The sequence below is a fragment of the Actinomycetota bacterium genome (genome assembly GCA_040757835.1).
In the GTDB taxonomy this organism is placed as follows: domain Bacteria; phylum Actinomycetota; class Geothermincolia; order Geothermincolales; family RBG-13-55-18; genus SURF-21.
In genome coordinates, this window is sequence record JBFLWJ010000010.1 from 73,097 (window position 1) to 99,227 (window position 26,131).

31 protein-coding genes are annotated in these 26,131 nt (G+C 62.7%); 14 read left to right on the plus strand and 17 right to left on the minus strand.

The genetic code is table 11. From position 1 onward, the window contains the following. Positions 1-482, plus strand: a 482-nt coding sequence (locus AB1384_09605; GenBank protein ID MEW6554528.1) for a hypothetical protein, incomplete at its 5' end; no start/stop codon positions are given. Positions 483-531: 49 nt separating this feature from the next. Here the strand turns inward: AB1384_09605 and AB1384_09610 are convergent. Then, positions 532-909 carry a VOC family protein gene (locus AB1384_09610; protein ID MEW6554529.1) on the minus strand — a complete coding sequence of 126 codons (378 nt, stop codon included), beginning with the start codon at positions 907-909 and terminating at the stop codon, positions 532-534. Positions 910-1,066: 157 nt separating this feature from the next. Here AB1384_09610 and AB1384_09615 point away from each other — a divergent pair, with 157 nt between their 5' ends. The 4 genes from AB1384_09615 to AB1384_09630 all read left to right on the plus strand — a co-directional run bounded on the left by AB1384_09615 (position 1,067) and on the right by AB1384_09630 (position 6,312). Continuing rightward, positions 1,067-2,632 (plus strand): FGGY family carbohydrate kinase, encoded by a 1,566-nt coding sequence (locus AB1384_09615; protein MEW6554530.1) that lies wholly within the window; start codon positions 1,067-1,069, stop codon positions 2,630-2,632. A gap of 202 nt (positions 2,633-2,834) precedes the next feature. Then, positions 2,835-4,472, plus strand: a complete 1,638-nt coding sequence (locus AB1384_09620) for an acyl-CoA dehydrogenase family protein (protein MEW6554531.1) — start codon at positions 2,835-2,837, stop codon at positions 4,470-4,472. A 16-nt stretch (positions 4,473-4,488) separates the two neighbouring features. Next, positions 4,489-5,022, plus strand: coding sequence for a MerR family transcriptional regulator (locus tag AB1384_09625; GenBank protein MEW6554532.1), 534 nt, complete (start codon positions 4,489-4,491; stop codon positions 5,020-5,022). Between the two features lie 54 nt (positions 5,023-5,076). Continuing rightward, on the plus strand, positions 5,077-6,312 hold the full coding sequence (locus tag AB1384_09630; protein ID MEW6554533.1) for an acyl-CoA dehydrogenase family protein: 1,236 nt from the start codon (positions 5,077-5,079) through the stop codon (positions 6,310-6,312). Positions 6,313-6,407: 95 nt separating this feature from the next. On the opposite strand, the gene AB1384_09635 is transcribed toward AB1384_09630, so the two are convergent. The 3 genes from AB1384_09635 to AB1384_09645 form a co-directional block, all read right to left on the minus strand. Beyond that, positions 6,408-7,031, minus strand: coding sequence for a TetR/AcrR family transcriptional regulator (locus AB1384_09635; GenBank protein MEW6554534.1), 624 nt, complete (start codon positions 7,029-7,031; stop codon positions 6,408-6,410). A 4-nt stretch (positions 7,032-7,035) separates the two neighbouring features. Then, positions 7,036-7,653: a TetR/AcrR family transcriptional regulator gene (locus AB1384_09640; GenBank protein ID MEW6554535.1), complete on the minus strand. Its 618-nt coding sequence runs from the start codon at positions 7,651-7,653 to the stop codon at positions 7,036-7,038. A 153-nt stretch (positions 7,654-7,806) separates the two neighbouring features. Further along, positions 7,807-8,430, minus strand: coding sequence for a TetR/AcrR family transcriptional regulator (locus tag AB1384_09645; protein ID MEW6554536.1), 624 nt, complete (start codon positions 8,428-8,430; stop codon positions 7,807-7,809). Between the two features lie 68 nt (positions 8,431-8,498). Here AB1384_09645 and AB1384_09650 point away from each other — a divergent pair, with 68 nt between their 5' ends. Further along, positions 8,499-9,623 (plus strand): HRDC domain-containing protein, encoded by a 1,125-nt coding sequence (locus AB1384_09650; protein MEW6554537.1) that lies wholly within the window; start codon positions 8,499-8,501, stop codon positions 9,621-9,623. A 12-nt stretch (positions 9,624-9,635) separates the two neighbouring features. On the opposite strand, the gene AB1384_09655 is transcribed toward AB1384_09650, so the two are convergent. Together AB1384_09655 and AB1384_09660 are read right to left on the minus strand one after the other, a co-directional pair. Continuing rightward, on the minus strand, positions 9,636-10,517 hold the full coding sequence (locus AB1384_09655; GenBank protein ID MEW6554538.1) for a zinc ribbon domain-containing protein: 882 nt from the start codon (positions 10,515-10,517) through the stop codon (positions 9,636-9,638). Further along, positions 10,511-11,614: a hypothetical protein gene (locus AB1384_09660; protein MEW6554539.1), complete on the minus strand. Its 1,104-nt coding sequence runs from the start codon at positions 11,612-11,614 to the stop codon at positions 10,511-10,513. Before AB1384_09660 ends, AB1384_09655 begins: the two co-directional genes overlap by 7 nt. A gap of 229 nt (positions 11,615-11,843) precedes the next feature. Here AB1384_09660 and AB1384_09665 point away from each other — a divergent pair, with 229 nt between their 5' ends. Genes AB1384_09665 through AB1384_09685 form a run of 5 tightly spaced genes read left to right on the plus strand, consistent with a single transcriptional unit; the run spans position 11,844 to position 15,638 of the window. After that, on the plus strand, positions 11,844-12,914 hold the full coding sequence (locus tag AB1384_09665; protein MEW6554540.1) for a glucose-1-phosphate thymidylyltransferase: 1,071 nt from the start codon (positions 11,844-11,846) through the stop codon (positions 12,912-12,914). Positions 12,915-12,924: 10 nt separating this feature from the next. Then, complete coding sequence (locus AB1384_09670) at positions 12,925-13,365, plus strand: dTDP-4-dehydrorhamnose 3,5-epimerase family protein (protein MEW6554541.1); 441 nt, start codon at positions 12,925-12,927, stop codon at positions 13,363-13,365. 47 nt (positions 13,366-13,412) lie between these two features. Further along, positions 13,413-14,411: a dTDP-glucose 4,6-dehydratase gene (gene rfbB, locus AB1384_09675; protein ID MEW6554542.1), complete on the plus strand. Its 999-nt coding sequence runs from the start codon at positions 13,413-13,415 to the stop codon at positions 14,409-14,411. A gap of 34 nt (positions 14,412-14,445) precedes the next feature. Then, complete coding sequence (locus AB1384_09680; GenBank protein ID MEW6554543.1) at positions 14,446-15,132, plus strand: glycosyltransferase family 2 protein; 687 nt, start codon at positions 14,446-14,448, stop codon at positions 15,130-15,132. Between the two features lie 26 nt (positions 15,133-15,158). Next, on the plus strand, positions 15,159-15,638 hold the full coding sequence (locus tag AB1384_09685) for a hypothetical protein (protein MEW6554544.1): 480 nt from the start codon (positions 15,159-15,161) through the stop codon (positions 15,636-15,638). A gap of 21 nt (positions 15,639-15,659) precedes the next feature. Here the strand turns inward: AB1384_09685 and AB1384_09690 are convergent, their stop codons facing one another. Together AB1384_09690 and AB1384_09695 are read right to left on the minus strand one after the other, a co-directional pair. After that, positions 15,660-15,944: a GYD domain-containing protein gene (locus tag AB1384_09690; protein MEW6554545.1), complete on the minus strand. Its 285-nt coding sequence runs from the start codon at positions 15,942-15,944 to the stop codon at positions 15,660-15,662. 412 nt (positions 15,945-16,356) lie between these two features. Continuing rightward, positions 16,357-16,641 carry a GYD domain-containing protein gene (locus AB1384_09695; GenBank protein MEW6554546.1) on the minus strand — a complete coding sequence of 95 codons (285 nt, stop codon included), beginning with the start codon at positions 16,639-16,641 and terminating at the stop codon, positions 16,357-16,359. A 215-nt stretch (positions 16,642-16,856) separates the two neighbouring features. Here AB1384_09695 and AB1384_09700 point away from each other — a divergent pair, with 215 nt between their 5' ends. From AB1384_09700 to AB1384_09710, 3 genes are all read left to right on the plus strand, one after another. Beyond that, the gene (locus AB1384_09700; protein ID MEW6554547.1) at positions 16,857-17,705 is read left to right on the plus strand and encodes a histone deacetylase; all 849 of its coding nucleotides are present in this window, start codon (positions 16,857-16,859) and stop codon (positions 17,703-17,705) included. 14 nt (positions 17,706-17,719) lie between these two features. Continuing rightward, positions 17,720-19,660, plus strand: coding sequence for a DUF5719 family protein (locus tag AB1384_09705; protein MEW6554548.1), 1,941 nt, complete (start codon positions 17,720-17,722; stop codon positions 19,658-19,660). Positions 19,661-19,810: 150 nt separating this feature from the next. Continuing rightward, a complete protein-coding gene (locus AB1384_09710; protein ID MEW6554549.1) occupies positions 19,811-20,038 on the plus strand; it encodes a hypothetical protein in 228 nt (75 codons plus the stop codon). Between the two features lie 63 nt (positions 20,039-20,101). On the opposite strand, the gene AB1384_09715 is transcribed toward AB1384_09710, so the two are convergent. From AB1384_09715 to AB1384_09755, 9 genes are all read right to left on the minus strand, one after another. Next, the gene (locus AB1384_09715) at positions 20,102-20,599 is read right to left on the minus strand and encodes a rubrerythrin family protein (protein MEW6554550.1); all 498 of its coding nucleotides are present in this window, start codon (positions 20,597-20,599) and stop codon (positions 20,102-20,104) included. A 23-nt stretch (positions 20,600-20,622) separates the two neighbouring features. After that, complete coding sequence (locus tag AB1384_09720) at positions 20,623-20,853, minus strand: sulfurtransferase TusA family protein (GenBank protein MEW6554551.1); 231 nt, start codon at positions 20,851-20,853, stop codon at positions 20,623-20,625. A gap of 31 nt (positions 20,854-20,884) precedes the next feature. Next, positions 20,885-21,370, minus strand: coding sequence for a DsrE/DsrF/DrsH-like family protein (locus AB1384_09725; protein ID MEW6554552.1), 486 nt, complete (start codon positions 21,368-21,370; stop codon positions 20,885-20,887). A gap of 127 nt (positions 21,371-21,497) precedes the next feature. Next, positions 21,498-21,686, minus strand: a complete 189-nt coding sequence (locus AB1384_09730; GenBank protein MEW6554553.1) for a hypothetical protein — start codon at positions 21,684-21,686, stop codon at positions 21,498-21,500. Position 21,687: 1 nt separating this feature from the next. Further along, positions 21,688-22,071 (minus strand): Fe-S cluster assembly scaffold protein NifU, encoded by a 384-nt coding sequence (gene nifU / locus AB1384_09735; GenBank protein ID MEW6554554.1) that lies wholly within the window; start codon positions 22,069-22,071, stop codon positions 21,688-21,690. Between the two features lie 5 nt (positions 22,072-22,076). Continuing rightward, a complete protein-coding gene (locus tag AB1384_09740; GenBank protein MEW6554555.1) occupies positions 22,077-23,255 on the minus strand; it encodes a cysteine desulfurase family protein in 1,179 nt (392 codons plus the stop codon). Between the two features lie 4 nt (positions 23,256-23,259). Further along, the gene (locus AB1384_09745; protein MEW6554556.1) at positions 23,260-25,026 is read right to left on the minus strand and encodes a DUF255 domain-containing protein; all 1,767 of its coding nucleotides are present in this window, start codon (positions 25,024-25,026) and stop codon (positions 23,260-23,262) included. Between the two features lie 141 nt (positions 25,027-25,167). Continuing rightward, positions 25,168-25,311, minus strand: coding sequence for a hypothetical protein (locus AB1384_09750; protein ID MEW6554557.1), 144 nt, complete (start codon positions 25,309-25,311; stop codon positions 25,168-25,170). A gap of 141 nt (positions 25,312-25,452) precedes the next feature. After that, on the minus strand, positions 25,453-26,130 hold the full coding sequence (locus AB1384_09755; GenBank protein MEW6554558.1) for a Crp/Fnr family transcriptional regulator: 678 nt from the start codon (positions 26,128-26,130) through the stop codon (positions 25,453-25,455). Between the last annotated feature and the right edge of the window lies 1 nt (position 26,131).

Sequence of the window (26,131 nt, forward strand, 5' to 3'; positions counted from 1 at the left end):
CGCGCCGCACCTTCAAGGCCAACGACTACGTCTATTCCTTCGATGTCTCCACCCTGGTCAGCTCCGACCAGCCGGTGGTGGCCGAGCGCGCCATGTACGGCGACAACCGCGCCTGGGCCCACGACTCCATCGGCGTCACCACCCCCGCCACCACCTGGTACCTGGCCGAGGGCTCTACGGCGGGGGGCATGGAGACCTTCATCCTGGTGCAGAACCCCGGCGGCGTCCCGGCCGAGGTGACCCTGTCCTTCATGACCGACGGGGGGCCCAGGCCCGGACCCAGTGCGACCCTGCCGCCGGGAACGCGCCGCACCTTCAAGGCCAACGACTACGTCTATTCCTTCGATGTCTCCACCCTGGTCAGCTCCGACCAGCCGGTGGTGGCCGAGCGCGCCATGTACGGCGACAACCGCGCCTGGGCCCACGACTCATTGGGGTCGTATCTTCAGTCTTCAGTTCCAGGCCTGTTACACGATCTATAGGTGCCCGACCACGAGGATTTAAGACTGAAGGTACGACCCCATGACCCTGTCATCCCGCCGTTTCGTCGCTCTGTAAGAGCCCGAAATGGTTGCCCTCGGTGTCGACGCAAGCGACGAACCACCCCACGCCGGGTATAGGGGTCTTCTCCATGACGACCTGGCCGCCCTTCTCCTTCACCCTGGCCGCGTACTCGTCCGCGTCCGGCACCTCGATGGTGCAACGGTAGGTATTGAAGGAGATCCCACCGTCCGAGCGCCTGCCCATGCCGCCGTTTATCCCAGGTTCATCATCGGCACCTGTCGTCACCAGCCAGTAGTCCATGGGTCCTTCCCACTTCTCGGCTTTCCATCCGAAGACCTCGCCGTAGAAGGCAATGGCCCGCTCCGGGTCGTCGGTGTCGATGTCGAAATGTACCACTCTAGGCATCGCGTTCACCCCTTTCGCTCGCCACTCTTAGACCACCATTAATGATGCCCGTCCATGGACCTTAATAAACTCCTTCGCGCGCGTCCAGAGTACGGGAAGCGATTATAATAGGGGACGGAAGGGTTAATGAGGACATCCGGAGTGGATTGGGGGCAGCATGGAAGGTAAATATATCCTCGTGAACGACGTGGGCACCACCGGCACCCGGGCGGTGCTCTTCGACCGCGAGACCAACATCGTCTGCGAGGTCTACCGGGAGGTCCCCCAGATCTTTCCCAAACCCGGCTGGACCGAGCAGGACCCGGTAGTCCTCTACGAGACCTGTGTCGACGTCACCAGGCAAGCCCTGGAGGAAGCGGGAGCGGCGCCGAAGGACATCGTGGCCATGGGTATCGCCACCCAGCGGGCGACCAGTATGATCTGGGACGCCGAGACGGGGGAGCCGGTCTACAACGCCATCACCTGGCAGGACGTCAGGATGTCGGATGTCTGCGAGGGCATCAACAACAGCCCGCTCTTCAGAACGCTCCACGTGCTCGGCAGGGGTTACCAGAGACTGGCCTATCTCAGCGAGGGTATGCGCAAGAGCAACGTGGGCAAGCTGCTCATCACCGCGGCGCATTTCACCGTGACCCCGGCACAGTCCTCGGCCCATGCCCGCTGGGTGCTGGACAACGTGCCCGGGGCGAAGGAGAAGGCGGCCGCCGGCAAGCTTCTCATGGGCACCGTGGATACCTGGCTGGTGTGGAACTACACCGCGCGCGGAGTGCACGCCACCGATTACTCCAACGTGAGCGCCACCGGCATGTACGACCCCTTCGGGATGAGGTGGAGTTCGCTGCTGCTCAAACCCTTCAAGCTCCCGGGTGACCTGGTCTTCCCGGAGATCAGGGACACCGCCGGCGATTTCGGGGCCACCGAGGTCTTCGGGGACCCCATCCCCATCAAGTGCGTGGTGGCCGACCAGCAGGCGGCTCTCTTCGGGGAAGCATGCTTCGAGAGGGGCAGCGTGAAATGCACCAACGGCACCGGCACCTTCATCGACATGAACACCGGTGACGAGCCCATGGCCTCCATCAACCGGCTGACCCCCCTCATCGCCTGGCAGATAGACGGAAAGACCACCTACATGATGGAGGGTATCATCTCCAGCGCCGGCTCCTCCGTGCAATGGCTCCGGGACAACCTGGGGATCATCAAGGAGGCCTCGGACTCCGAGAGACTTGCCCAGGCCTGCGACGACTGCGGCGGGGTATATGTCGTGCCCGCCTTCACCGGACTCACCGCCCCCTACTGGGACCCCTTCGCCCGCGGCACCGTCATCGGCCTCACCCGCGCCACCAGCAAGGAGCAGGTAGTGAGGGCGACCCTGGAGTCCATCGCCTACCAGTGCAAGGACGTCATCGAGGCCATGCAGAAGGACTCCGGCATCCAGGTCGCCAGCATAAAAGCTGACGGAGGCGCTTCGGCCAATGATTTCCTGATGCAGTTCCTCGCCGACATCCTCGACGTCAAGGTTGAGCGCCCGCAGATGCTCGAGGCCACCGCGGTGGGAGCGGCCTTCCTCACCGGTATCGCGGCGGGGGTCTGGAAATATCCCGACGATATAACGCGCATCCGCCGCGTGGACCGGGAGTTCGCGCCCGCCATGGACACCGGGGTGCGGGAGTCGCTCTATACGGGCTGGAAGAAGGCGGTAGGGCGGGCCAGCCAGTGGGCCTGACCAGCCTGCGGCCGGCAGGGTCTGCCCTGCTTGACACGCGGGAGGGGCGAGCCTAATATACCACTAATGAATTAACGTTAACGTTAACGTTAATTCATGGTAGGAGGTCCAAGGCTGGAGCTTGCGGGCTGGCCCCCGTCTCACACCACCGCCTCCGCCGGTAATGCACCTGGGCAGCGCGGGATAGCGAAGGAGGTCTCGGATGTCCCTTCCAGACAGGAACAACCCCTACAGCTTCAATCCCTACCTCGCATGGCGCGCGAACGTGGATTACTACGCTGACGATCCCTTCCTCCAGAGGATGGTGGAGGTGTTCGCAGGTCCCGAGGCCGGGGACGTGGACCGGGAGGCCAGGGAGTTCTCCCGGAAAGCGTCATTCCGCTGGCGGGACTTCGCGGAGAGGATAGCGACGCCGGAGAACCGGCCGTACATTATGCACTACGACGGCCACAGGAACCGCATCGACCGCATCGTGCGGCCCCATGAGCTGGAGGTCATGGAGAGGGAGGTCTTCTCCGAGGGCATCTTCTCGGACCGCACCTCTCCCTGGACCAGGTTCATGAAGATATCCCTGATGGCCCAGAACTCCGAGTGCGGCATCGTCTGCCCCCTGGCGTGCACGTGGGGGCTGGTGGCGCTGCTGGAGAGGTTCGCGGACACCCCCGAGACCAGGTCCATCCTCGCGCACGTCAAGGAGGGCAGGGACGGCGAGTATGCCATCGGGTCCCAGTTCGTCACCGAGATACAGGGCGGCTCCGACGTGCCCTCCAACCTGCTCGAGGCCGTGGAGGAGGACGGCGGCTGGCGCCTCTACGGTAACAAGTTCTTCTGCTCCGCGGCCCACGCCGATTACGCCGTGGTCACCGGCAAGCCCAGCGGGTCGGAGAGGGCGGGCCTCTTCGTAGTACCCATGTGGCTGCCGGGGAACAAGGACAGGGAGATACGCAACGGTTACACCATCGACCGCCTGAAGTGGAAGCTTGGCACGGTGGAGCTGCCCACCGCCGAGATAACCTTCGACGGCGCCGTCGCCTATCCGGTGGGGCCCCTGGACCGGGGCGTGGCCAACGTGGTCGGGATCGTGCTCACCCTCTCCCGCCTGGTGGTGGGCATGGGCATGAGCAGCGGTATGCTGCGGGGCCTGCGCGAGGGCAAGAAGTACGCCGAGTTCCGAACCGCCTTCGGCCTGCCCCTCAACCTCTTCCCCATGGTGGCCGGCCAGATCGCGCGCATAGAGCACCGCGCCCGGCGGGCGGTGGCAGCCAGCTTCAAGGTCTACCGTGATTTCCTCGCCCTCCCCGGTGGCCTCTCGCCCGGGCTCGACACGGACGAGCCCCTGGTGTTGAAGAAGAAGAGGTTCCAGGTGAGGCAGCTGATCATGCTCCAGAAGATCACCGTGGCCAGCGATGCCAACGACGATTCACGCCTGGGCATCAGCATCTTCGGGGGCCACGGCGTTATGGAGGACTTCTCGGCCTTCCCGCGTATGCTGCGGGACGGGCTGGTCAACGAACTGTGGGAGGGCCCGCGCAACGTGCTCCTCACCCAGATGCACCGGGACTTTCTGCGGGTGGCCGACTGGTATCCACCGGCGGAGTTCGTGGCCGATATGCTCGCGGGCGCCGCCAGGGACGCCGTAAGGGAGTACGCAATGGAGATCGAGGAACTGCTCTCCGTCCCGCACCTCTTCGAAATGAACGAGAAGACCCTGGAGGTCTGCGAGAGGTGGGACGGTTTCTGCGCCCGCCTCTTCCACGTTTACCAGGACCTCGCCCTGGCGGAGACGGAAGCGTCCCCGCGGGCCGGGAAGCGGCGGGAAGGGGAACTGGCGAGGAACTAGGCCGGGAGGAATGCGCATGCCTGAAAAGAACGAGGGGACGGATCTCCGGGGCATGACCACCATCTCCGAGCTGGCGGCGGAGTTCGGTATAACCCCGCGGGCCATCCGGTACTACGAGGAAGTGGGGCTGCTCAATCCCCACCGCAATACGCCGACCAGTCAGCGGTTGTACGACGACCGGGACCGGGCGCGGCTGAAACTGATCCTGCGCGGTAAGCGCTTCGGCTACTCCCTGTCGGAGCTGGTGGACATACTCGAGCTGTACGAGGTCGACCCCACTCAGAAACGACAGATCATGCGCACCCTTGAGTACGGCTTGAAGCACATCCGAGAGATAGACGAGAGGATAGAGGAGTTGCGGGAGATACGGCGGGAGATGCTGGAGTTCGCGTCCAGCTTCCTGGAGATACTGGAGGAACAGGAGGTGGAGGCCGAGTTCCTCGCGATTGCCCGCGACGTCGTCGCCAGGATGGATGAGGGGAGCGGAGCCGGCTTGCGGGGAGAGGATCCCCTGCGGCAGGCGGGAGAAGAGGGCCTTCAGGTGACGTGAAGAGAGCCAGCAGCCATAAGGACGTCCGTGTTGCCGCATAGAGGAGGGAGAGACATGTTCGATTTCATCATGACCGAGGAGCAGAAGAGCCTGCAGGAGGAGATGCGCGACCTGGTCAGCTGGGTCCCTCGTCAGCTCGTCCTGGATATGGATGCCATGGTGGCGCCGTTCCCGAAGTTCTTCCTGGAGGAGGCGGGCAAGCGTAACCTCCTGGGGCTGCGCTTCCCGGCCGCGTACGGCGGCAGGGATATGAAGTGGGCTGACGAGATCATCGCCATCTCCGAGATGTCCCTGGTCGGGGTCCCCCTCACCTGCCTCTATTCCCTGGTGAGCATAGTGGGTGAGTGCATCGTGCAGTTCGGCAACGAGGACCACAAGCAGCGCTTCCTGGTGCCCACCCTCAAGGGGGAGAAGGTGTGCGCGGAGGCGCTTACCGAACCCCGCGGCGGCAGCGATTTCTTCGGGGCCACCTGCACGGCACGGCGCGAGGGTGACCACTACGTCCTGCATGGCCAGAAGAGGTTCATCGTGGGGGCGGAGGGCGCCGACTATTTCATGGTCTACGCGCGCACGAACCCGGATGCACCCCCCCGCGACGGCCTCAGCTGCTTCCTGGTGGAGCGGGACGACAGCGTTGAAGTGAAGACGGTCTACGGGCTCATGGGCGCGCGGGGCAGCGGCACCGGCAGGGTGCTCTTCCGCGATACCAGGGTGCCGGCGGAGAACCTGGTGGGGGAGGAGAACGGCGCCTCCCATATCTTCTACCGCATGATGGTCCCGGAGCGTATGACCTCGGCCTCCGGCTGCATCGGCTCCGCGCGCGAGGCCATCGAGCTGGCGGCGCGCTATACCACGCGGCGCAAGGCCTTCGGGATGGAGATCAAGAACTTCCAGGCCGTCTCATTCATGATCGCCGAGAGCCTGGTCAAGCTGGACTCCATGGCCAGCCTGGTGTGGATGACCGCCAAGGCCATCGACGCGGGGGTGCCCCACGGGCGCATGCGGCGCATGGTCTCCGAGTCCAAAAAATATGCCACCGAGGCGGTTTGGGACATCGTCTACAACGCTATGCAGGCCATGGGGGGCATCGCCTACACCAACGTCTACCCCATCGAGAGAATGCTGCGGGACTGCCGCCTCCTCTCCATCTGGACCGGGACCAACCAGGTGATGAACCTCATCATCCAGCACGAGTTCTACAAGGAGTTGTCGGAAAAGGTGCAGGGCCGGCGCGACGTCGAACTGGACGCCCCCGAGGCCTTTAACGAGGAAGAGAAGATCTACGAGTGACATCCCGACGTACACGTGCCAGGCCTTAACGCCCGGAAGCATCAAGGCGCTGGCGCCGTCGTGCAATGACGGCAAAATCGCTTTCGCGGTGCGGCCTACCCACCATCTGTGGGAACGCGGGGGGCGAGGGAGGCCAGGAAGGGCCTGATCAGTACCGAAGCCGCGTCCTCGCCGCGCGCTATCAACCGGTCGTCCTCGCACGCCTGCATGTAGATGAGGAAGAAGAACATCAGCACGATGATCCATGCTACGTAGGGGATGTCCAGGTCCGGGTCCAGCTCACCCTGCTCCTTGCCGGCCTGCATCAGCGCCTGCACTTCGTCGGTGCGCTCATCGAGCAGGGCAGCGATGTTCTCCTGCAGCTCCCGGGTGGCCGCCTCGGAGATGGTGTTGACCACGATGCGCGCCATCTCCGGGTTCTCCAGGCTGAACCGGACGTGGTTGCGCAAGAGGGCTTCCGCCAGCTCGTTGAAACTCTCAGTCTCCGGCAGCTCCCTCCAGAGGTTGTTCACGATGGCGCTGTAGACCTCGTTCCGCACGGTGTAGAAGAGTTCCCGCTTGGTGGAGAAGTAGCGGTAGATGGCGCGCTTGGTGATGCCCGCGGCGTTGGCGATATCCACCACCGAGGCGCCGTCGTAGTTCTTAGTGGCGAAGGCGGTTATGGCCGCATCGATGATCTGCTGCCTGCGGTTGCCCCGGGTGCCGTACTTCGCGGCCATCGCGCTACACCCCCGCTCCCTTCGGCGTTGCCACCGTCGCCAGCAGGCGGTCGATGAGGTCCATGTAGGCGTCCTTGAAGATGAAGGGCACGTCCAGGCCCAGGGCGTTGGCGATGAACACGATCTGCACCAGCGAGACGTAGCTCCAGGCGAAATCGTTTGCGTCCATCTCGCTGTCGGCCGTCCCCGCGCGCTGTGCCTCCGCCAGCACATACGAGACGGCTGCGTGGAAGTTGTGCACGCCCTCCACCGGCGAGCGCCGCAGGCCGCCCTTGCCCAGTTCGGGTATGGAATAGTAGTAAGCGCGCATGGTGCTGCGGTGCCGCAGCGTATAATCGAAGACCGCCTCAGCGCATTCGCGCAGGCCCTCCAGGGGGGTCTGCTTCTTCAGGACCCGCCTGACCACGTATTCGGAGATATCTTTGACGGCATGGTCCCGCAGGGAGTCGACGATATCGCTCTTGTCCCGGAAATGCTGGTAGAGAACGGGCTCGGTGATGCCCGCCGCGGCGGCGATATCGGCCGTGGTGCAGTTATAGAAACCCTTGCGGGCGAGGCAGCGCTCGGCGGCCTTGATGATGGCCTGCTTCCTCTCCGCCGCCGGCAGTCTCTTCCTGGCCAACCCCTGCCCTCCATACGATGGTCTCTACCGTTCAGCCCCGTATCACGGTTGCGTTTGACTAACAGGTAAAGAAACCGGTTACTAATTTGCAGTCAACATGATATCACAAGCAGAGCAGGTAGCGGTGCACGCGGCGGACATGCTTACCGCAGCTCACGAAGGGCGTGACGGCAGCCGTGCCAGGATATTGGCGGTGGCCCTTATCAGGTTCTCCTCGTATACCTCGTGGGAGATGTCCTTGTTGTTCATCCAGTGGATGACCGTGGTCTCCACCATCCCCACCAGCATGATGGCCAGGATGTCTACGTCCCGGCGGGGGAAGATCGAGGTATCGGTGTAGGAGGCGATCATGTCGGCGACGATCTTCCTGATCCCCTCGCGTATCTCGGTGATCCGCTCCGATGCCTTGCGGTCCACATTGAGGTCCGTGGCGTAGATGAGACGGAAGGCTTTCTCCGACCTCACCACGAAGTCGAAATAGGCGTGGATGCTGTACCTGGTGGCGGTGGGCCAGTCCATTTCCGACGGGTCCGGCCGGAGCAGCGCGTCGCGCAGCTCCTCGCCAGCCCGGTCCAGGATGGCCAGGAGAAGGTCGAGCTTGCTGGGAAAATGCCGGTAGAGAATCGGCTTGGTCACCTCGGCCCGCTCGGCGATGGTGTCCATGAGGGCTCCGTGGTAGCCGTACTCCACGAAGGTGCGCTGGGCGGCGTCCAGGATGACTTTCTTCCGCTCCGATGCCGGAAGGCGCCTTTTCTTCGTTGTCTCGGCTTCCGTCATGTTATCACCTGCAGCTATATTAGCATCTATCATCTTTCATATTCCACGGCGGGCTTTATAATATGGGCATGATCGATTTCCAATACGTTGGCGACACGGCGGCCCTGCGGGAGATGCTGGACGATCTGCGTGGAAGAAAATATATCAGCGTTGACCTTGAGTCAGACAGCTACCACCATTACGCGGAGAAGATCGCCCTCCTTCAGATAGGCGATGGTGAGAACATCTATATAGTCGATCCCTTCGGTGCGGACCTGGCCGAGGCGGCGCCTCTCTTCGCGGACCAGCGGGTGGAGAAGGTCTTTCACGACGTCGATTACGACGGCAGGATGCTCCTCACCTTCCTGGGCGTCAAACCCGCACCCATATTCGATACCATGATCGCCGCCCGCATCCTGGGCAAGGAGCGGGTGGGACTCGCGGACCTGCTGGGTGAGTATTTCGGCCTTTCCCTGGACAAGGGGCTGCAGAAGGCCGACTGGTCGCGGCGCCCGCTGGAGCGGGAGATGCTCGAATATGCGGCCCTCGACGTGGCCTACCTCCTCCCCCTGCGCCAGCTGCTGAAAGACGAGATCGCGGCCAGGGGCAGGACGGCATGGGCATCCGAGGAGTTCGAGCGGCTGGTGGACAACCTGGAGCAAATGCCGGAGAAGGGCGCGACTTTCACCCGGGTAAAGGGGGCCCGCGAGCTCTCGCCACGCCAGCTGGCAGTGCTGCAGGCGCTGCTGGACTGGCGGGAGGAGAGGGCGAAAGCGGTGGATATCCCCACCTTCAAGGTGATCGGCACCGAACGGCTGGTCAGGATAGCGGAGCAGCTACCCCGCAGCAGGCGCGAGCTTGAAGGCCTCAAGGTCCTTTCGGAACGTCAGGCGGCACGCTTCGGCGGCGAGCTTTACAGGGCGGTGGAGAGGGGCATGAAGGTCCCCGGGACTAAGCTGCCCTCTTTCCCCGCACACACGTATCAGAAAAGGGACTTCTCGGCCGAGAGGATGCTCAAGCAGTTCAAGATCGCCAGGGACAGGAAAGCGGAGGACCTGGGGCTCGACCCCGGTTTCCTGCTCCCCAATGCAGCGCTGAAAGCCATCGCGCGGCAGAAGCCGCAGAACCTGCGCGAGCTGCGGGAAAGCGGCGTGCTTAAAGCCTGGCAGATCGATACGATGGGAGACACCATCCTCGCCTGCCTGCAGGAATAGTATGTCTCTTCGCTATGAGTGTTCCGCGCCGCACTTGCGGCAGAAGCGCTCGCCCTCGCCGCTGCGGGGATGGCCGCATTTCTTGCAGAATCTCGGCTTCTCGGTGGGCTTTGTGCCTGTACCTGCAGCTGCTTCGGGGGAGGCCGCCTCCACCGCCCGCGCGGCCGGGGTGACGGCCTCAACTGCCACGGGCGTCTGCCCCCGTCGCGTGAACAGGTAGAGCAACAGGATAAGCGATAGGGCCATGATCACGGCGAAGATGATGGTGAAGAGGGTCTTGTTCTCGGCCAGGACCCCTGCGCTCTCCTCCGCGTAGGCAAGATCATAAGCGATGGCCCCCTCCGCCTCGTCGTAATCGCCGTTCTGTGCGCCATTGGGCAGGTCGATGACCACCTCTTCCTCGAGGCCCATGGGCTCGAAGAGGCTGTACTCGTTGGTCACCGTCCATGCGGCCCGCAGGACTATCTCGTCATCACCCTCTTCGACCAGCTCGTAATCACCGTAGCCGTATACCGTCCACCCGTCGGATAGCCTGTAAGCCAGCCCAGGCGTGTCGAAGGTCACGGTTACGGTCGCGTCGCCGCTGTCGATGTCCACGTCGAAGTTCTCCACTTCGCCCACGTTGGTGTCTGCGCGGTAGCGGCGGCTGAGAAGGTTGGGGTTTTCCTCGAAGACGTAACCGTACTCCTCGAACCAGGCAGGGTCGTAGGTGATGGTGTCGGTGATGTGGGCGTCACCGGTCTCACTCAGCTCGACGCGGTATTCCTCCTGCATGGAATAGTCGGTCTCCTCGCCGACCTCCTGGGCCAGGGCCGGCCAGGCCGAGAAGCAGACGATGAGGGCAAGAACAACGATGAAGGGTATGAGCTCGCGCAGCAGTGGCCTCTTTACCATATCGGCATCACCCCCTGCTCCCAGCTCTTCTCGATGTCTATGAAGATGAAAGAGCCCTCCTCCATGGCCTTGTTCAGCTCTTCCGCGGCAAAATCCACACACTCCTGCGCGGTCACTTCCGGGGTGAGATACTCGGGGAAGTGCGAGAATGCATAGTCCTTGTCGACGAAGGTGGACTCGATGGCGTACCATTCGCCGCTGATGGGCAGCTCGATAATGGGGATGGCATGCCCCGGTATGAGCGCGACATAGGACTTGACCCCCACCGCCTCCATGAGGGCCGCCATGCAGATGGCCAGGTCCAGGCAGGTTCCGGAGGCGCGGTTGAGCGTCTCGGCTGGAAACTGCACGTACTGGGCGGTTCGGTCCGACCAGTAGCTCAAGGGTTCCTGTATATACTTCACCCCCATGGCTCGCATGGCGTCGAAACAGCGGATGAAAGCGGTATAGGCATCGTCGTCACTCGTATTCGTCTCCAACCCCCCGGCGATGGTGTTGGCCACGCTCTTCACCGTCTCCTCGTTGGGGGTGACAAAGGCCGCGACCATGGGGTAGTTGTCGAAGGCGTCGGTGAAGGTGAGGATGTCGTCCTCCTCCAGGTTGGTGAAGACGAAGTCGTTGCGTCCCAGCAGGTAGATCTTCTCCATGTCCTGGATGGGCTCGTCGAGGCCTTCGTAGGAGTACCTCACCGTCAGCTCGACCGGCGTCTTCGAGGTGATCTCCTTCATCTGGGCGTCATCCAGGTTGGGCCAGCAGTAGTCGCGTACCGTCTGGCCCGGCAGGATCTCGGGATAGACCTCAGCGGAAGTCCAATCGCAGTATCCTTCGATCTTGTAGTCGATGCGGAAGTCCTTCACCGGGGTACCCCCGACGTTCTTGACCAGGGTCTTGGCCGCCCACAGGTTCTGCTGGTCGTCGCCGTAAGCCTTATAGGCCGCGGTGACGATCTCCTCACGCGTGATCAGGCTCACCTCGAGGTTCGCCTCTCCTGCCCCCACCGAACCGCCGGCCGCAAGGGTGAGGATGAGGCCAACGGTCGAACCCAGAAGCAGGACTATGGCGACGATGGACAATACGGTTCTCACGTTCTTGCTCATAGGCATCATCTCCAGACTAGCTCGTTGGCCGCTCCCAATCGAGATATATGGTTCCTTCAATCAGCAGTCGCCAAACATATCTTCATTACTGTTGACGTCTTGTCCTTCAATTCGGTTTCGGCTTGATGCTGCCGGTGATCCAAATATATCCGAGCCGGGACGGCGGTACGAATGACCGGGGTCAGTCACGGCTGCAGCCGCGCGCCGGGGTATGATAGAATTTCCTTCTATGGAACTCAAAGGGTTGATCCTGTCCGGGGGAGCGGGTACCCGCCTGCGTCCCATAACCCACACCAGCGCCAAGCAACTGGTGCCGGTGGCCAATAAACCCATCCTGTTCTACGGCCTGGAGGCCTTGCGGGAAGCAGGCATCCTGGACATCGGCATCATCGTGGGGGACACAGAGGAGGAGATTCGGGAGGCGGTGGGCGACGGTTCAGCCTGGGACGTCAAGATAACCTACATCAGGCAGGAGGCCCCCCTGGGGCTGGCCCACGCCGTGCTCACGGCGGAGGAGTTCCTCGCCGACACCCCCTTCGTCATGTACCTGGGCGACAACCTCATCAAGGAGGGGATCGCCTCCTTCGTGGATGAGTTCCGCTACAAGGACGTGGACGCCCTCATCCTCCTGGCCCATGTCGATGAACCCCAGCGTTTCGGCGTCGCCGAGCTTGACGGGACCAGGATCGTAAGGCTGGTGGAAAAACCAAAGAAACCCCCGAGCGACCTTGCCCTGGTGGGGGCCTACATGTTCCGGCCGTCGATCCTGGCGGCATCCAGGGCCATCTCGCCCTCGTGGCGCAACGAGCTGGAGATCACCGACGCCATACAGCACCTCATAGACAACGACCATCACGTGGAGGCGCATATCATCGAGGGATGGTGGAAGGACACCGGCCACCTGGAGGACCTGCTCGAGGCCAACCGTATCGTGCTGGAGAACATAGAGCCGCGCTGCGACGGCAGCATCGACGAGCTCTCGCGCGTGGACGGCAGGATCATCCTGGAGGAGGGGGCGGAGGTGGTGCGCAGCACCCTGCGTGGCCCGTCCATCATCGGCAAGGACACGAGGATCGTCGATTCCTACATCGGGCCCTTCACCTCCATCTATTACGGCGTCACCGTCGAGGGCAGCGAGCTGGAGCACTCCATCGTTATGGAGAACAGCTCCATCAAGGACATCCCGGGCCGCATCGAGGACAGCCTGATCGGGAAGAACGTGGAGATCAGCAGGTCCCTCGCGCTGCCCAAGACCTTCCGCTTCGTGCTGGGTGATAACTCCATGATCGGACTGATGTGAGGAGGCGGGATTGATCGAGGGGGTCACCGTTAAGGAACTGCCGTCGGAGCTGGACAAGGTCGGTCTCACCCTCGACCTCTGGGGAGATGGCAACCCCCCTGGCCTCCTGCGTGCCGCGTCCTGCCGCGCGCTGTTCCCGGGAGGGCTGGAAGCATGGGTCAGCAGGCGGGAGGCGGTGGAGAGGATAACCTGCCTGGAGGGCACCATCAAGCTGGTCCTCTGCGACAGGCGCGAGGGTTCTCCGACCCGAGACGAGGTGGTGGAGCTCTTCCTCGGGGAATACCGATTCCGTGAGGTTACGGTGCCGCCGGGGGTGCTGCGGGGATGGAAGGCGGTGGGTGACCGCTCAGCCCTGGTTTTTCTGGCCCTGGAGGGCGGCAGCACGGACGCGCTCTGCCTGACCCAGGAAGAGGCCGCGGTGCCTTACGACTGGGATATTGTGATGCAATAGGTCCCGCGCTACGGCGGCGGGGGCAGCCCGAGAGGAGCAAGGACGTCATGCGATTACTGGTGACCGGCGGCTGTGGCTTCATAGGCAGCAACTTCATCCGCCACGTCCTGGCGGAACACCCCAGGGACGAGGTCCTCAACCTGGACAAGCTGACCTACGCCGGCAACCCCACGAACCTTGCCGAGGTGGAGGAGAGCGCGCGCTACTTCTTCCATAGGGGCGATATCTGCGAGCCGGAGGACGTGGAGAAGGCATTCGCATGGGGCCCCGACGCGGTGGTCAACTTCGCGGCCGAGACCCATGTCGACCGCTCCATCTCCTCGCCGGAGGACTTCGTCAGGACCGATGTTCTCGGCACCTTTCGACTGCTCGAGCAGGCACGGTCCCTGGGCATACGTTTTATGCAGATCAGCACCGACGAGGTCTATGGAAGTATCGCCGAGGGTTCCTTCACGGAAGAGAGCCCGCTGCGCCCCAACAGCCCGTACGCCGCCTCCAAAGCCGGGGCGGACCTGCTGGTGCGCTCGTACGTGCGCACTTACGGTATCGATGCCGTCATCGCCAGGAGCTCGAACAACTACGGACCTTACCAATACCCGGAGAAGGTCATACCGCTCTTCGTCACCAACCTCCTGGAGGGGAGGAAGGTCCCGCTGTACGGGGAGGGCAGCAACGTGAGGGACTGGCTCTATGTGAGGGACAACTGCCGGGCCATCGACCTGGTGCTGCGCTCCGGTCTTTCGGGCGAAGCCTACAATATCGGCGCCGGCCAGGAGAAGACCAACCTGGAGCTGACCCATGCCATCCTTGATATCCTGGGTGCGGGGGAAGATGCCATCGAACGCGTCCCCGACCGGCTCGGCCACGATCTCAGGTACTCCATAGAGACCGCCAAACTGAGAGAGCTGGGCTGGGAACCGCTGCAGGACTTCGAGTCCGGGCTGCGGGAGACGGTGCAGTGGTATCGTGACAACACCGCCTGGTGGGAACCCATCAAGAGCGGTGATTTTCGCCGCTACTATTTGGAGAAGTACGGGGACATATAGTCCCGCGGAGTGTCTTGTCTGGAGGAATTGAAAGATGAAGCTGTCGATCGTGATGCCGGTGTTCAACGAACGTAACACCATAAAAGAGATATTGCGCCGGGTGCGCCAGGTGGACCTGGGCGACCTCGAGAGGGAGATCGTCATAGTCGACGACGGCTCCAGCGACGGTACGCGGGACATCCTGGCCATGGAGGAGGATTCGGGCACACGTGTCATTTACCACCCCGAGAACCGCGGCAAGGGCGCCGCGGTGCGCACCGGCTTCGCCGCCGCCAGCGGCGACCTCATCCTTATCCAGGACGCGGACCTGGAGTACGACCCGGATGACTACCCGAAGCTGCTGGACCCGATCCTAAAGGGCAAGGCGCAGGTGGTCTACGGTTCCCGCTTCACCGGCCCGCGCAAGAACATGCTCTTCTGGCATTTCGTCGGCAACCGCTTTCTCGCGCTGGTGACCAACGTCCTCTTCAACACCACCCTTTCGGATATGGAGACCTGCTATAAGCTGGTCACGCGGGAGGCCATGGAGGGTATCGAGCTCAAGTCGAACCACTTCGACATAGAGCCGGAGATAACCGCCAAGATCCTCAAGAAGAGGATAAGGATCTACGAGGTACCCATCTCCTATGCCGGCAGGGAGATGGAGGAGGGGAAGAAGATCACGTGGAGAGACGGCCTCCCCGCCTTATGGACGCTGATCAAGTATCGCTTCGTGGACTGAGAACCCGGTAGCGGAAGGGGGGGCGAATGGAGACTGAGCGGGGCGGGACCGGTGAGCCGGCGGCTAATCCCTGGCCGACATACGTTTCCTTTGTCACGACGGGTTCCACCCTGCCAGCACTGACGCTTGGGCTGAGATCACTGCTCGAGAAGAACCCGCGTAAGCTCCCGGGTTATGGGATCCTATGGGCCGCCCTGGCCACGATATCCCGCAAGGACATCTGCGCGCGTTGCCCATATTATGGTGAATACTGCTCCACGCTCTTCGGGAAGATAACCCCGCTGGTGTTCCCCCACAGCGATAAGCCCATGACAACGCGGGGTTTTTACTGGGATCTCGCCCTGCTGCCGGCGTTGTTCCTGTACCCAATCCCGGAGATCAACCGTTCATCCAGGAAGCGGCTGGTCGCATACATCGTTTCATGGGCGGTATTTCTCGCCGCCATGTACAGCCTGGCGTGCAGGAGATGCCCCCTGGAGGCATGCCCGGTGCCGCGCCCGCGCTGAACCGTGGTGGCGGGTCGTTTCCTACTTCAGGCTCTCTATGAAGGTATCCACCTCAATGGCCGGCAGGGTCATGATGCGCACGGTGCCGCGCGACGACAGCTGCACGGAGATCTTGCCGATGACCTCGTTACTGGGCGCTTCGACGATGTTGATGAAATCGTATTGCCCCATTACCACGTACTGGGAAAGCACCTTGCCCCCCATGGCCTCAACGTCCTTGTTGACTTCCTTGATGCGGTCTGGATTCTTGGTCAGTGTGGCGCATCCTTCGTCCGTCAGGCGGCTCAAGAGCACATAGATTGCCATTTCAACCCCTTCTTTCTCTCTTTGTGTTCAGCATTCTCTTAAAAGGCCGACAGTATCTTTCTTCCCCGCGCCAAGCCCCAATAAACGAGAGGAAGCGTGACCGTATGTGGAGCTCGGGAGGGCGGCTAAGGGAATAGAACCCGTTCGGGTATCGTCTATCCGGATCCCACTGCCCTGGACGATGCCGGGCTCGGGCGGTCCCCGCCTGCGCAACCCCCAGCCCGAGATCCGCAGGTCGGTCTGAGCCGCTTATCTGCGCTGCCACCGGTCCGGCGAGCGAGGTGCTCGGAGGAGCTTGCGACGACGACCAGCCTCGTCGCCGGGCCGATCAAGCGTCAGCGAAGACCGTTACCTGGAGGCTCGGGCCGATTCATAGACTGAGCCCGAGCCCAGGTAGGCCAGGGCATCCAACCTACTTCATGGACTTGATAAAATCATCCACGGGTACGGCGGCAATGGTCTTGATCTTGAGGGTGCCGCGCGAGGCCAGCTTTAAAGAGATGCGCATGATGGTCTCGGTGTCCGGAGCCTCCAGGATGTTGAGGAAATCGTCCTCGCCGATGAGCGCGTACTGGGCGAGGACCCTGGCCCCCAGGTCCTCGACGTCCTTGTTCACTTCCTTGATGCGGCCGGCATCGCGGTTGATGGTGCTCGCCCCGTTATCGGTGAGCTTGGTAAGCATGACGAAGATAGGCATATCCACACCTCCTGTCAGGATCCTGAATAAGGGTGATTATAGCATGCGCATGCCATCATATTGCCTTCGCCGCGTTTGGTTTATCATTAATACTGGATATTAACAGGCCGAATAGGTGAGTGAGCAGCGGCGAGGTCCGGCAGACCGGAGAAGCGGACGGGCCGGGTGGCGGCCGGTGGGAAGGAGCAAGATGACCCGAAAGAGGCGAAATAAAGATGGATGAAAAGAATTGCAGGCTTGCCCTGGTCTATCATCCGGACTTCGCCGCGCGCGGCTACCCCGCGTTGCGGGACCGCATCGCGCCAGCCTATGAGGAACTGCGGGAGCGCGGCCTGCTCGAGCGGGAAGGGGTCAGGCTGTTCGAGGCGGATGCGGCGGACGCGGAAACCGCGGCCCGCGTGCACAGCCCTGCCCACCTGCGCGCCGTGGTGAACAGCGGTTACTACGAGATCGCCCTGCTCTCGGCGGGAGCGGTGATCCGTGGCGCCGGCGAGGTCGCTTCCGGGAGGGCGGATAGCGCGTTCTGTTTCGTTGGGGCCGCCGGCCACCATGCCAGCGAGGACGGTTTCTGGGGGTTCTGCTTTCTCAACGACGTGGCCATGGCCGTGCTCAGCCTGCGCGACGCCGCCCTGGCGGACCGTTTCGCCATCATAGATATCGACCCGCACTTCGGCGACGGTACCCGGGACATCCTGGGGCAGGATGCCGGTGTGCTGCACGTGAATTTCCATTCCGGATACACCATGGGCAGCGAGGAAGGCCTGAACAACCTGGACATCGCCCTTTCGCACCAGGCAAACGACGACCGCTTCCTGGCGGGGGTCGACAAGGCATTACAGGCGGCGAGCGAGTTCGAGCACGACCTTCTGTTCATTATCTTCGGCCACGACAGCCACCGCGATGACTACGGCGCTTTCGAGCTCAGCGACGGCGTTTTCTCCGTGTTCGCGAACAGGGTGAAGGCTTTGTTCCCGAGCCGTGTCTGTTACGTGCTCTCGGGGGGTTCGAATCCGCGCGTGGCGCGCAAGGCCATCGGCGACGTAGTGGCGGCACTGGCCGATTGAAGAGGGAGGGACCGTTGTCGAGGAGGGGCCGCTCGTCCGTGAGGACCACGGCATTCGTTATCGGCGTTGCCGCCATGGTCTTCTTCGCTCCTCTCCAGGGCCCGGGGGGTGCGGCACGGGCCGGATCTCCGCCGCGGGTCGTGCTCACCTTCGATGACGGCTACGGCTTCGACCACCGCATCGTCGATTACCTCAACTCCCAGGGCATCACCGCTTCCGCCTTCGTCATCGGGTCCTGGGCCCAGAGGAACCCCGCCCTGCTGGCGGAACTGGATTCGCTTGGCTGGGACGTCTGTAACCATACCCAGAACCACCCCTGGCTGACCAAGGTACCCGACCAGCAGATCGTGGCGGAACTGAACACCTGCCAGGCGGTCATCGGAGCGGCGACCGGACAGTACCTGCCCGTCTTCCGCCCTCCCGGAGGCTTTATCGACGCCAGGGTCACCGGCGTCGCGGCCGCCGCGGGATACGCCCCGGTGATGTGGGACTTCGACAGCGCGGATGCGTTGAACACGAATGTCCCGGTCCAGGACCGCGTGAACAACATGGTGAACCGCGCCGGGGATGGGGACATCATCCTGTTCCATTTCGGAGGCCGTAATACCCTGGAGCTGGTCATGGGGGTGGTACAGGGCCTGCAGCGGCGCGGGTTCGGTTTCGTCACCCTTAGCGAGCTGTACGGATGGAAGCAACTGGTGCGTGGAGGAGATTCCGGTCCGGGCGTCGCGGAGACGGCACAGCTCCATTACTTCGCGGAGGGCACCACCCTCCCCGGGTTCGATGAATGGCTGCTGCTGCTCAACCCCGGCAGCAAGCCGGCCCTGGTCGAGGCGCGCTACTACTCGCCGTCCGGGGAGCTGGAGAGGGAGTACACCGTGCCGCCTCGCGAGAGGTTGTCCATAGCGGTAAACGCGGAAGTCCCATGGGAGGACGACGTATCGGTTGTCCTCGAGTCATCGGTGCCGGTGGCCGCCGAGAGGACCCTGTATTTCAACCGTGGCGGAGGCAACAGCGGGGGTTCCCTGGCGCGCGGCGCCAGCGCGGCGTCGAACCGGTTCTTCTTTTCCGAGGGCACGGTGAGGCCAGGTTTCGACGAATACCTCGCCGTCTTCAACCCCTCCGCCATCGTCGAGGCCCGCATCGTGGTCGAGCTGCACGGCATGGGGGCCGATCCCACGGAGGCCACCTTCGAAGTCGCCCCCCTGTCACGGTTGACCGTCAAGGTCAACGATCTGGTGGAGGAGGGAGACTACTCCATGGTGCTGCGCTCCAGCACCCCGGTGGTGGCGGAGAGGTCCGAATACTTCGTGTACAACGATATCCTCACCGGTTCCCACTGCGCCTCCGGCGCCGTACGCCCCAGCGGCCGCTGGTATTTCGCCGAGGGCAACACGCGGGACTTCTTCGACGGCTACCTGTCCGTCTTCAACCCCTGTGCGTACGACACCTGGCTGGAAGTTCGCATGTTCGCCTCGGACGGGTCGCTGGTGAAGGAGTGTCTGGACCTTGCGGCGGGGGAGAGGAAGACCCTCTACCTGGACGCTTACCTCCCCCCGGAGACCGATTATTCCACGAGCATCTCCAGCCTGCTGCCCATCACCGCCGAGCGCTCCATCTATTTCCGTTCGCGCAATATCGCGGGCGGGTTCTGCAGCCCGGGAGTGACCCAGGCAAGCGACCGCTGGCTGTTCCCGGAGGGTTGCACCAGCCCCGGTTTCACGGAATACCTCGCCCTCTTCAACCCGCAGGACTCACCGCAGCTGGCCACGGTCGAGTTCCTGCGCGGTGACGGCGAGACCGTGAGCCGCGAATACATGCTGCCGGCGGAGGGGAGAGTGACCATCGATGTCGGCATCGAGGCGGGGCAGAGCGACGAGATATCCATCGAGGTCAACTCCGATACGGGCATCGTGGCGGAACGTTCCCTCTACTTCAATTTCCAGGCCTGGTAGACACGAAAGGCTCCGCGTGAGCGGCACACCGGCGTTGCCCGTTGTCACCGGCGAGAGGGTCGCGACCATGGCGCGAGTCGCCTGGAAAAATCCTTTTCTTTGGGTATAATGGATAGGACGATGGGAGGATGTACAAAGGAGGTAGCATCGATGGCCAATGAGAAAGAGGAGTTGTTGAATCAGGAGATAGAGGCTTACGAGGAAGAACTCAGGGTCGTTGCGAGCAAGCTGCAGGAGATCGCGGGAGTGGACTGCAGTTTCGGTGCCTGCGTTTTCGATCCCGAGATGGAGGACGTGGAGGCCAAGCTGGCCGACCTGGAGAAGAGGAAGAAGGTCCTGGCCGAGGTCAAGGAATCCCTCGATAAATGCGACGTCTAAAGGACTGAACCTGCCGCAACAAGGGGCTCCTGCCCGGGAGCCCCTTTTTTGTGCCCGCTTCGGCTAGGCTACTTCGAAGAACTTGTCCTCGGGGGCTCCGCAGATGGGACACTTCTCCGGGATGATGCCGTCGGCCACGTATCCGCATACGCTGCAGACGTAGTAGTCAGGCACCGTGTCCGCCACCATGTGCTGCAGGGCGCCCTCGTAGAGCTTGGCATGTCTTTCCTCGACATCGCGGGCGAAGGAGAACATGGTCGCGGCGGCGTTATCCTCCTCGGCCTGTGCGTCGGCTATGAAAGCGTCGTAGCCCACCTCCGCGACCTTCTGTTCGCTCGCCAGGGCTTCCTCCAGGTTGGTCTCGGTATCCTTTATCTCTCGCAACAGGCGCAGGTTGTTGTACGCATGCACGCTCTCCGATTCCGCCACCGCCCGGAAGAGCCTGGCCACCGCCTCGTACTCCTCCTCTTCCGCCTTGGCCGCGAAAGCCTTGAGCCTGACCACCGCCTTCGACTCGCCGGTGTAGGCGGTATAAAGGTTCTGCCGGGTCTTCTCTCCCATATCTACCCCTTTCCCGTGTACCCTCAGCCCTGCTTCTTCACGAAAACGTGGAACTCGCCGCCTTCTTCCTCAATGCCCAGGCAGGTATTTCCGGTCTTGGCGCACCAGGCGGGCATGTCGCTCTTGATGCCCTTGTCGTCGGCGATAACCTCCAGGACCTCGCCCGCCGCGAGTTCCTTTATCTCCTGTGCGGTCTTCACAATGGGCATGGGACAGTAAAGGCCCACGCAGTCCAGGGTCCTGTCAGCCTTCATGTCCTCACCTCCTCGCTTCCACTCACCCGCCCTAGATGAACAGGTTTATCTTCGATCTCGAGGCGTTCTCCACATAGGTCGCGGCGCCCACGAAATCGTCCACCTCGGGGATGAAGTCGCTCTCCTCCAGCCCCATCAGCGCCATGGATGTGGTGCAGGCCAGAAACCGCACTCCCAGTTCCTTGGCCATGGGGATCATCTCCTCCAGGGAAGGCATATGGTACTCTTTCATCAGCATTTTCATGGCCGCCTTGCCCCCGCCGAACATGTTCATACGCGATAGCTTGAGGCGCCTGGCCCCACCCTTGTTCATCATACCCATCATCTTCTGCAGGGTTTTCCTGTCCGCCGATCCCGTCTTCTCCCTGGTGACCACGTTCAGGCCCCAGAAGGTGAAGAACAGCGTTACCTCCATGCCCATGGAGGCCGCCGTGGTTGCGATATTAAAAGCCGCGAGAGCGCGGTCCAGCTCCCCGCTGAACACCACGATGGTCGCCGTTTCGGTCTCTTCGCCCATGGTCGCACCTCCTTTCCGTTCCGGGACGCGATCGTTACCCGCCTCGGCCACGCCGCCTCAGACCACTGCCTCTCCTCCTGGCCCGCGCGGCGAGGCGGTATAAGGCCTTATCCGAGCAGCGGTAAGCTCACGCCTTCTCTCCACACTCGGGGCACTCTTCCGCGCCCTCCCGCATCTTTCCGCCGCATTTCTCACAGGTGACGATGGTGATGCTGCAGGGCCCGCAGACAGCGGCAAGCCCTTCAAGGCATTCGACTTCCGCGTCGCAATAGGGGCACTTGCAGGTCCTCACCTCGTCGGTCGCTCTCTCTTCCATCTCAACTCTTTCCTTTCTTGTTAAGGTAATCCTCCAGGGCCAGGTGCAGGGCGTCCGCCCCGAGGTTCGAACAGTGCATCTTCTGCTTGGGCAGCCCGCCTAGCTCCTCGGCCACATCGTCGCGGGAGATCTTCAGGGCTTCTTCCACGGTCTTGCCCTTGGCCATCTCGCTGACCATGCTGGAGACGGCGATGGCCGCTCCGCAGCCGAAGGTCTTGTATTTGACATCCTCCACCCTGCCCTCGTCGTCTACCTTGACGTAAAAAGTCATCATGTCCCCACAGACGGGGTTCCCGACCTCACCCACGCCGTCGGCGTCCTCGATCTCTCCCACGTTGCGCGGGTTGGTGAAATGCTCCATCACGGTATCGCTGTACTGCGCCATTGTCCTTACCCCCTTTCCTTCAAGTACTTCGCGTACAGAGGCGACATCTGCCTCAATCTATCCACGATGGGAGGGAATACTTCCAGCACATGGTCAACGTCCTCCATGGTGTTCTGGAGGCCGAAACTGAAGAGAATCGATCCCTGGGCCCTCTCCGCCGGTATGCCGCACGCGGAGAGGACGTGCGAGCCCTTCAGCGCCCGCGAGGTGCAGGCCGAACCGCTGGATACCGCAACCCCTTGCTGGTCTAGGAAGAGCAGCATCCCTTCGCCCTCGATGAACTCCACCGCGAAACTCGCGTTCCAGGGCAGCCGCTGGGTGGGATGCCCGGTGAGGTAGAGGTGTTCTATCCTCTGCGGCAGGCCGGCGATCATCGCGTCCCGCAACTGCGCGAGTTGCGCGCTCCTGGCGGCCATGCCGGCAGCGGCTATCTCCGCCGCCTTTCCCATGCCCACGATCCCGGCCACGTTCTCCGTGCCTCCACGCCGTCCGCCCTCCTGCACTCCACCGTCGAGCATGGGGATCAGCCGCGTACCCCGCCTGAGCCACAGGGCCCCGACGCCCTGGGGACCGTAGATGAGGTCGGATGAGAGGGAAAGCGCCGAGATACCGAGCTTGCCCACGTCCAGGGGGACCGATCCCGCCGCCGCCACCGCGTCGGTGTGAAAGGGCACCTCCTTTTCGGCCGCGATACGCGCGGCCTCCTCGATGGGTTGTACCGTGCCCACCTCACCGTTGGCGGCCATCACCGATACCAGCACCGTGTCGTCATCGATGGCCGCTGCCAGCTCGGCGGTGTCGATGACGCCGTACTCGTCGACGGGCACCAGGGTCAGCTGGTAACCCTGTTTCTCCAGGGTGTTCGCGGCGTTCATCACGGAAAAGTGCTCGATGGCGGAGAGCACGATATGCTTTCCCTTGCGCCGCGAGCCGGCCACCATGCCCTTGATGGCAAGGTTATTGGCCTCGGTGCCGTTGGAGGTGAAGATGATCTCCTCCGGGCTGGCCGCTATAAGCGCGGCGACCTTCTCCCGTGCTTCCTCCACGGCCTCACGCGCCGTGTCGCCCCGGCTGTGTAGCGAGGACGCATTGCCGTAGCTCTCTCCCAGGAAAGGCAGCATGGCCTCCCTGACCTCAGGTGCCAGGGGGGTCGCCGCGTAGTTGTCCAGGTAAACTTCCTTCATCCCTCTACACCCCCTTCAAGACATCCACGTGAACGCCCAGGTCCGATGCGAGCTCCTCGGGCCGCGCGGTCAGCAGCCTGCATGACTCCGGAGTACATACTTCCGCACGGGCTTCCTCTACTATTTTTCCCACTTCCGTCGAAATCATGGGCAGGGTTTTCGTCTGGGGCGAAAGCGCGGCCACCCTCATCAAAGCGCCGGTGCTCCCCCCCGTGTTCCCGCTGACCCTTACCAGCAGCGGTCCGCGCAGGTAGAGGTTGACCGCCGCGGCGAAACCCGCGGCCATGAAACCGTAGGCGGGCGCCATGCTCGCCGCCGTGGACAGCGCCGCCGCGGCGCGCTCCCGCCATCCCTCGTCTCCGCTCAAGGCGGCATAGAGGAGCATGGCCTCGGCGGCGCGGGACTGGCTGCCAAGCTCCGCCGGCTCCGGTCGCAGGCCGGAAAGAACGTGTACCGGCGAGGTGTCCAGGAAGAGCGACCTCTCCTCGTCCCAGTGGCTTGCGACCAGGAGGCCGAGGAGGGTCTCCGCCCGCGTGAGATGGTATTTCTCACCACTGTAGGCGAAGGCCGTGGCGAAAGCCGCCGCCGCCTCCACGCCGTCATCGAGGAGCCCGGGCCTGTGCCTGCCGCCGTCGTGGAAGTGGGCCATGCCCTCTCCCGGGACGTACAGCTCCGACCAAAGAAAGTCCAGGGCCGCGAGGGCCATCGTGACATGCTCCTGCCGCCCCAGGGCGGTCCCCTCCACGAGCATGCTCACCGCTGCCCGCGCCGCCTGGTCCGTATAAACGGTCGTATCGACGGGGGGAGGCACGAGCGCCTTTCTCTCAGCCGCGCCCAGGAGGTAGTAATGTTCGTCGGCATCCTGGCTGCCATAGAAACGGGAGTCACCGTCGCTTAGGGTGTTGTAGACGTAGTCCGCGGTCTCGGCGGCCGTGCGTCGGAATATCTCCGCTCCGCTCAGGCCGTAGAGCTTGAGCAATACGCCGATGAGGGCGGCATTGTCCGAGAGCATCTTCTCGTAATGGGGGACGGACCAGTCCCGGGTGGTGGAATAGCGGAAGAAACCGCCTTCCACCTTGTCCAACAGGTTTCCCCGGATCATCGCCTCCAGGGTAGTGCGCGCGAAGACCAGGTACTCACCGTCCTTCTCGTCGGCGTAGAGCTCCAGGGCAAGGGACAGGGCTTCCGTCTGCGGGAACTTGGGTTCCCTTCCCAGGCCCCCATAAGCGCGGTCCCACCCGCGCAGGACCTGCGCTCCGATCTCCTCTACCACGCCGAGGTCCAGCTCCTTTCCTCGTAGGTCCGAAAGCCAGCCGGGCGCCTGGGCTTCGATGTCGATATCCTGGCTCGAGTAGAGGTCCGATATCCTCTCCAGGGCCGCGCGCATGGTCTCGGGGGGGATGTATGTGGCGCCCGCGAGGAGCGTGCCCCGGGCGTCCAGGAAAGCGGTGGTCGGCCATCCTCCCTGGTTGTAGCGGCGGTTGATGTCGGGATTGCGGTCGCTGTCCACGCGCACGGGCACGTAACGCTTGTTGATGAGGTCGATCACCCCCCGGTCCGAATAGGAGGTCTCATCCATGACATGACACCAGTGGCACCACACGGCGGAGATGGAGAGCAGCACGGGCTTCCCCTCCGTTGCGGCGCGGCTGAAGGCTTCAGGGCTCCAGGGGAGCCAGGCGATCTCGTGGGCGAGATTGGGCCGCGGGCTGAAGCGCAAATCTCCCCCCTGTTCCATATTCTCCTTGCGTTCCTCCCGTTCTTCCTCCATCGCGTACCACCGTTCCTTCCCGGTCCCTCCCAGTACCTCGGATAACGTTCCGCCTGTCGGGATGCCGGCCAAAGAAAGAGGGCGGATACTCCGCCCCGCTTGCGACTATCTCTTGGTGCCGTTTGGCTTACGCGCCGGCCCCTACGCCTTTCCGCTCCCCTTGCCTTCGGCGTCCGCCTCCTCGGTCTTACGCATCTGCTTCTCCATGGTCACACATGGATATTTTGAATCTGCGCAGTGAGGGCAGCAGAGTCCTCCTTTTTCCTTGCTCTCTTTCTTCGCCATCCCTACCTCCTCTCGAAAGACCCTTGCGTTCTTACGCTCACAACATACCTGCTTCGTGGCGCCCGTGCCATGATTCAAATCAAGGCCGCTCGCAGGGAAAACACCGATTCTAGCAGGGTTTATACGCTGGCGATGTCCGACCTATATGCCGTCGAAATATGCCATAAGGGCTTGCTTGTCCTTTATCACCAGGTATTTCCCGTCGGTAGTAATTACCCCTTCCTTCTTGAGGCGGCTCATGATACGCGACACCGTCTCCTCCGTGGAGCCCACCAGTCCGGCGATGTCCCGGTTGGTAAGTGGGGTATCTATGACCAGGCCACACTTGTCGCTGATGCCGATCTCGCCCGCCATCTTTATGAGCACGCATGCGATGCGCTTCTCCACCTTCTCCCCGGCTATGCAGCGGTCCTTGTAGTAGGCCTGGTCGAGTTTGTGCACCACCAGGCGCACCAGGTACAGGGCAAAGAGGGAGTCCCTCTCCGCGAGCCACTGCAGGTCGTCCCAGCTCACCCTCCACACCCGCGCCGGCTCGCGGGCGACGGCGGAATAGGAGTAGACGCCTTCCTCGTAGAGGGCACCCTCGCCGAAGACGTCGCCGGCATACAGGAAGCCGAGGATATACAGCTTGCCGTCGCCGTGGACGATGTTAGCCTCCACCGTTCCCCCCTCGACGAGGTAGAGGTGGGTGGCCTCGTCCTGATCGATGAAGATATACTGCTCGCGGTCGTAGGTCTCCGCCTTGAACAACTCCCGGGCTTCCGCGCGCAGCCCCTCCCCGAGGTTATTAAGGAACTCCCTTAGCCGCAATTCCTCCAAC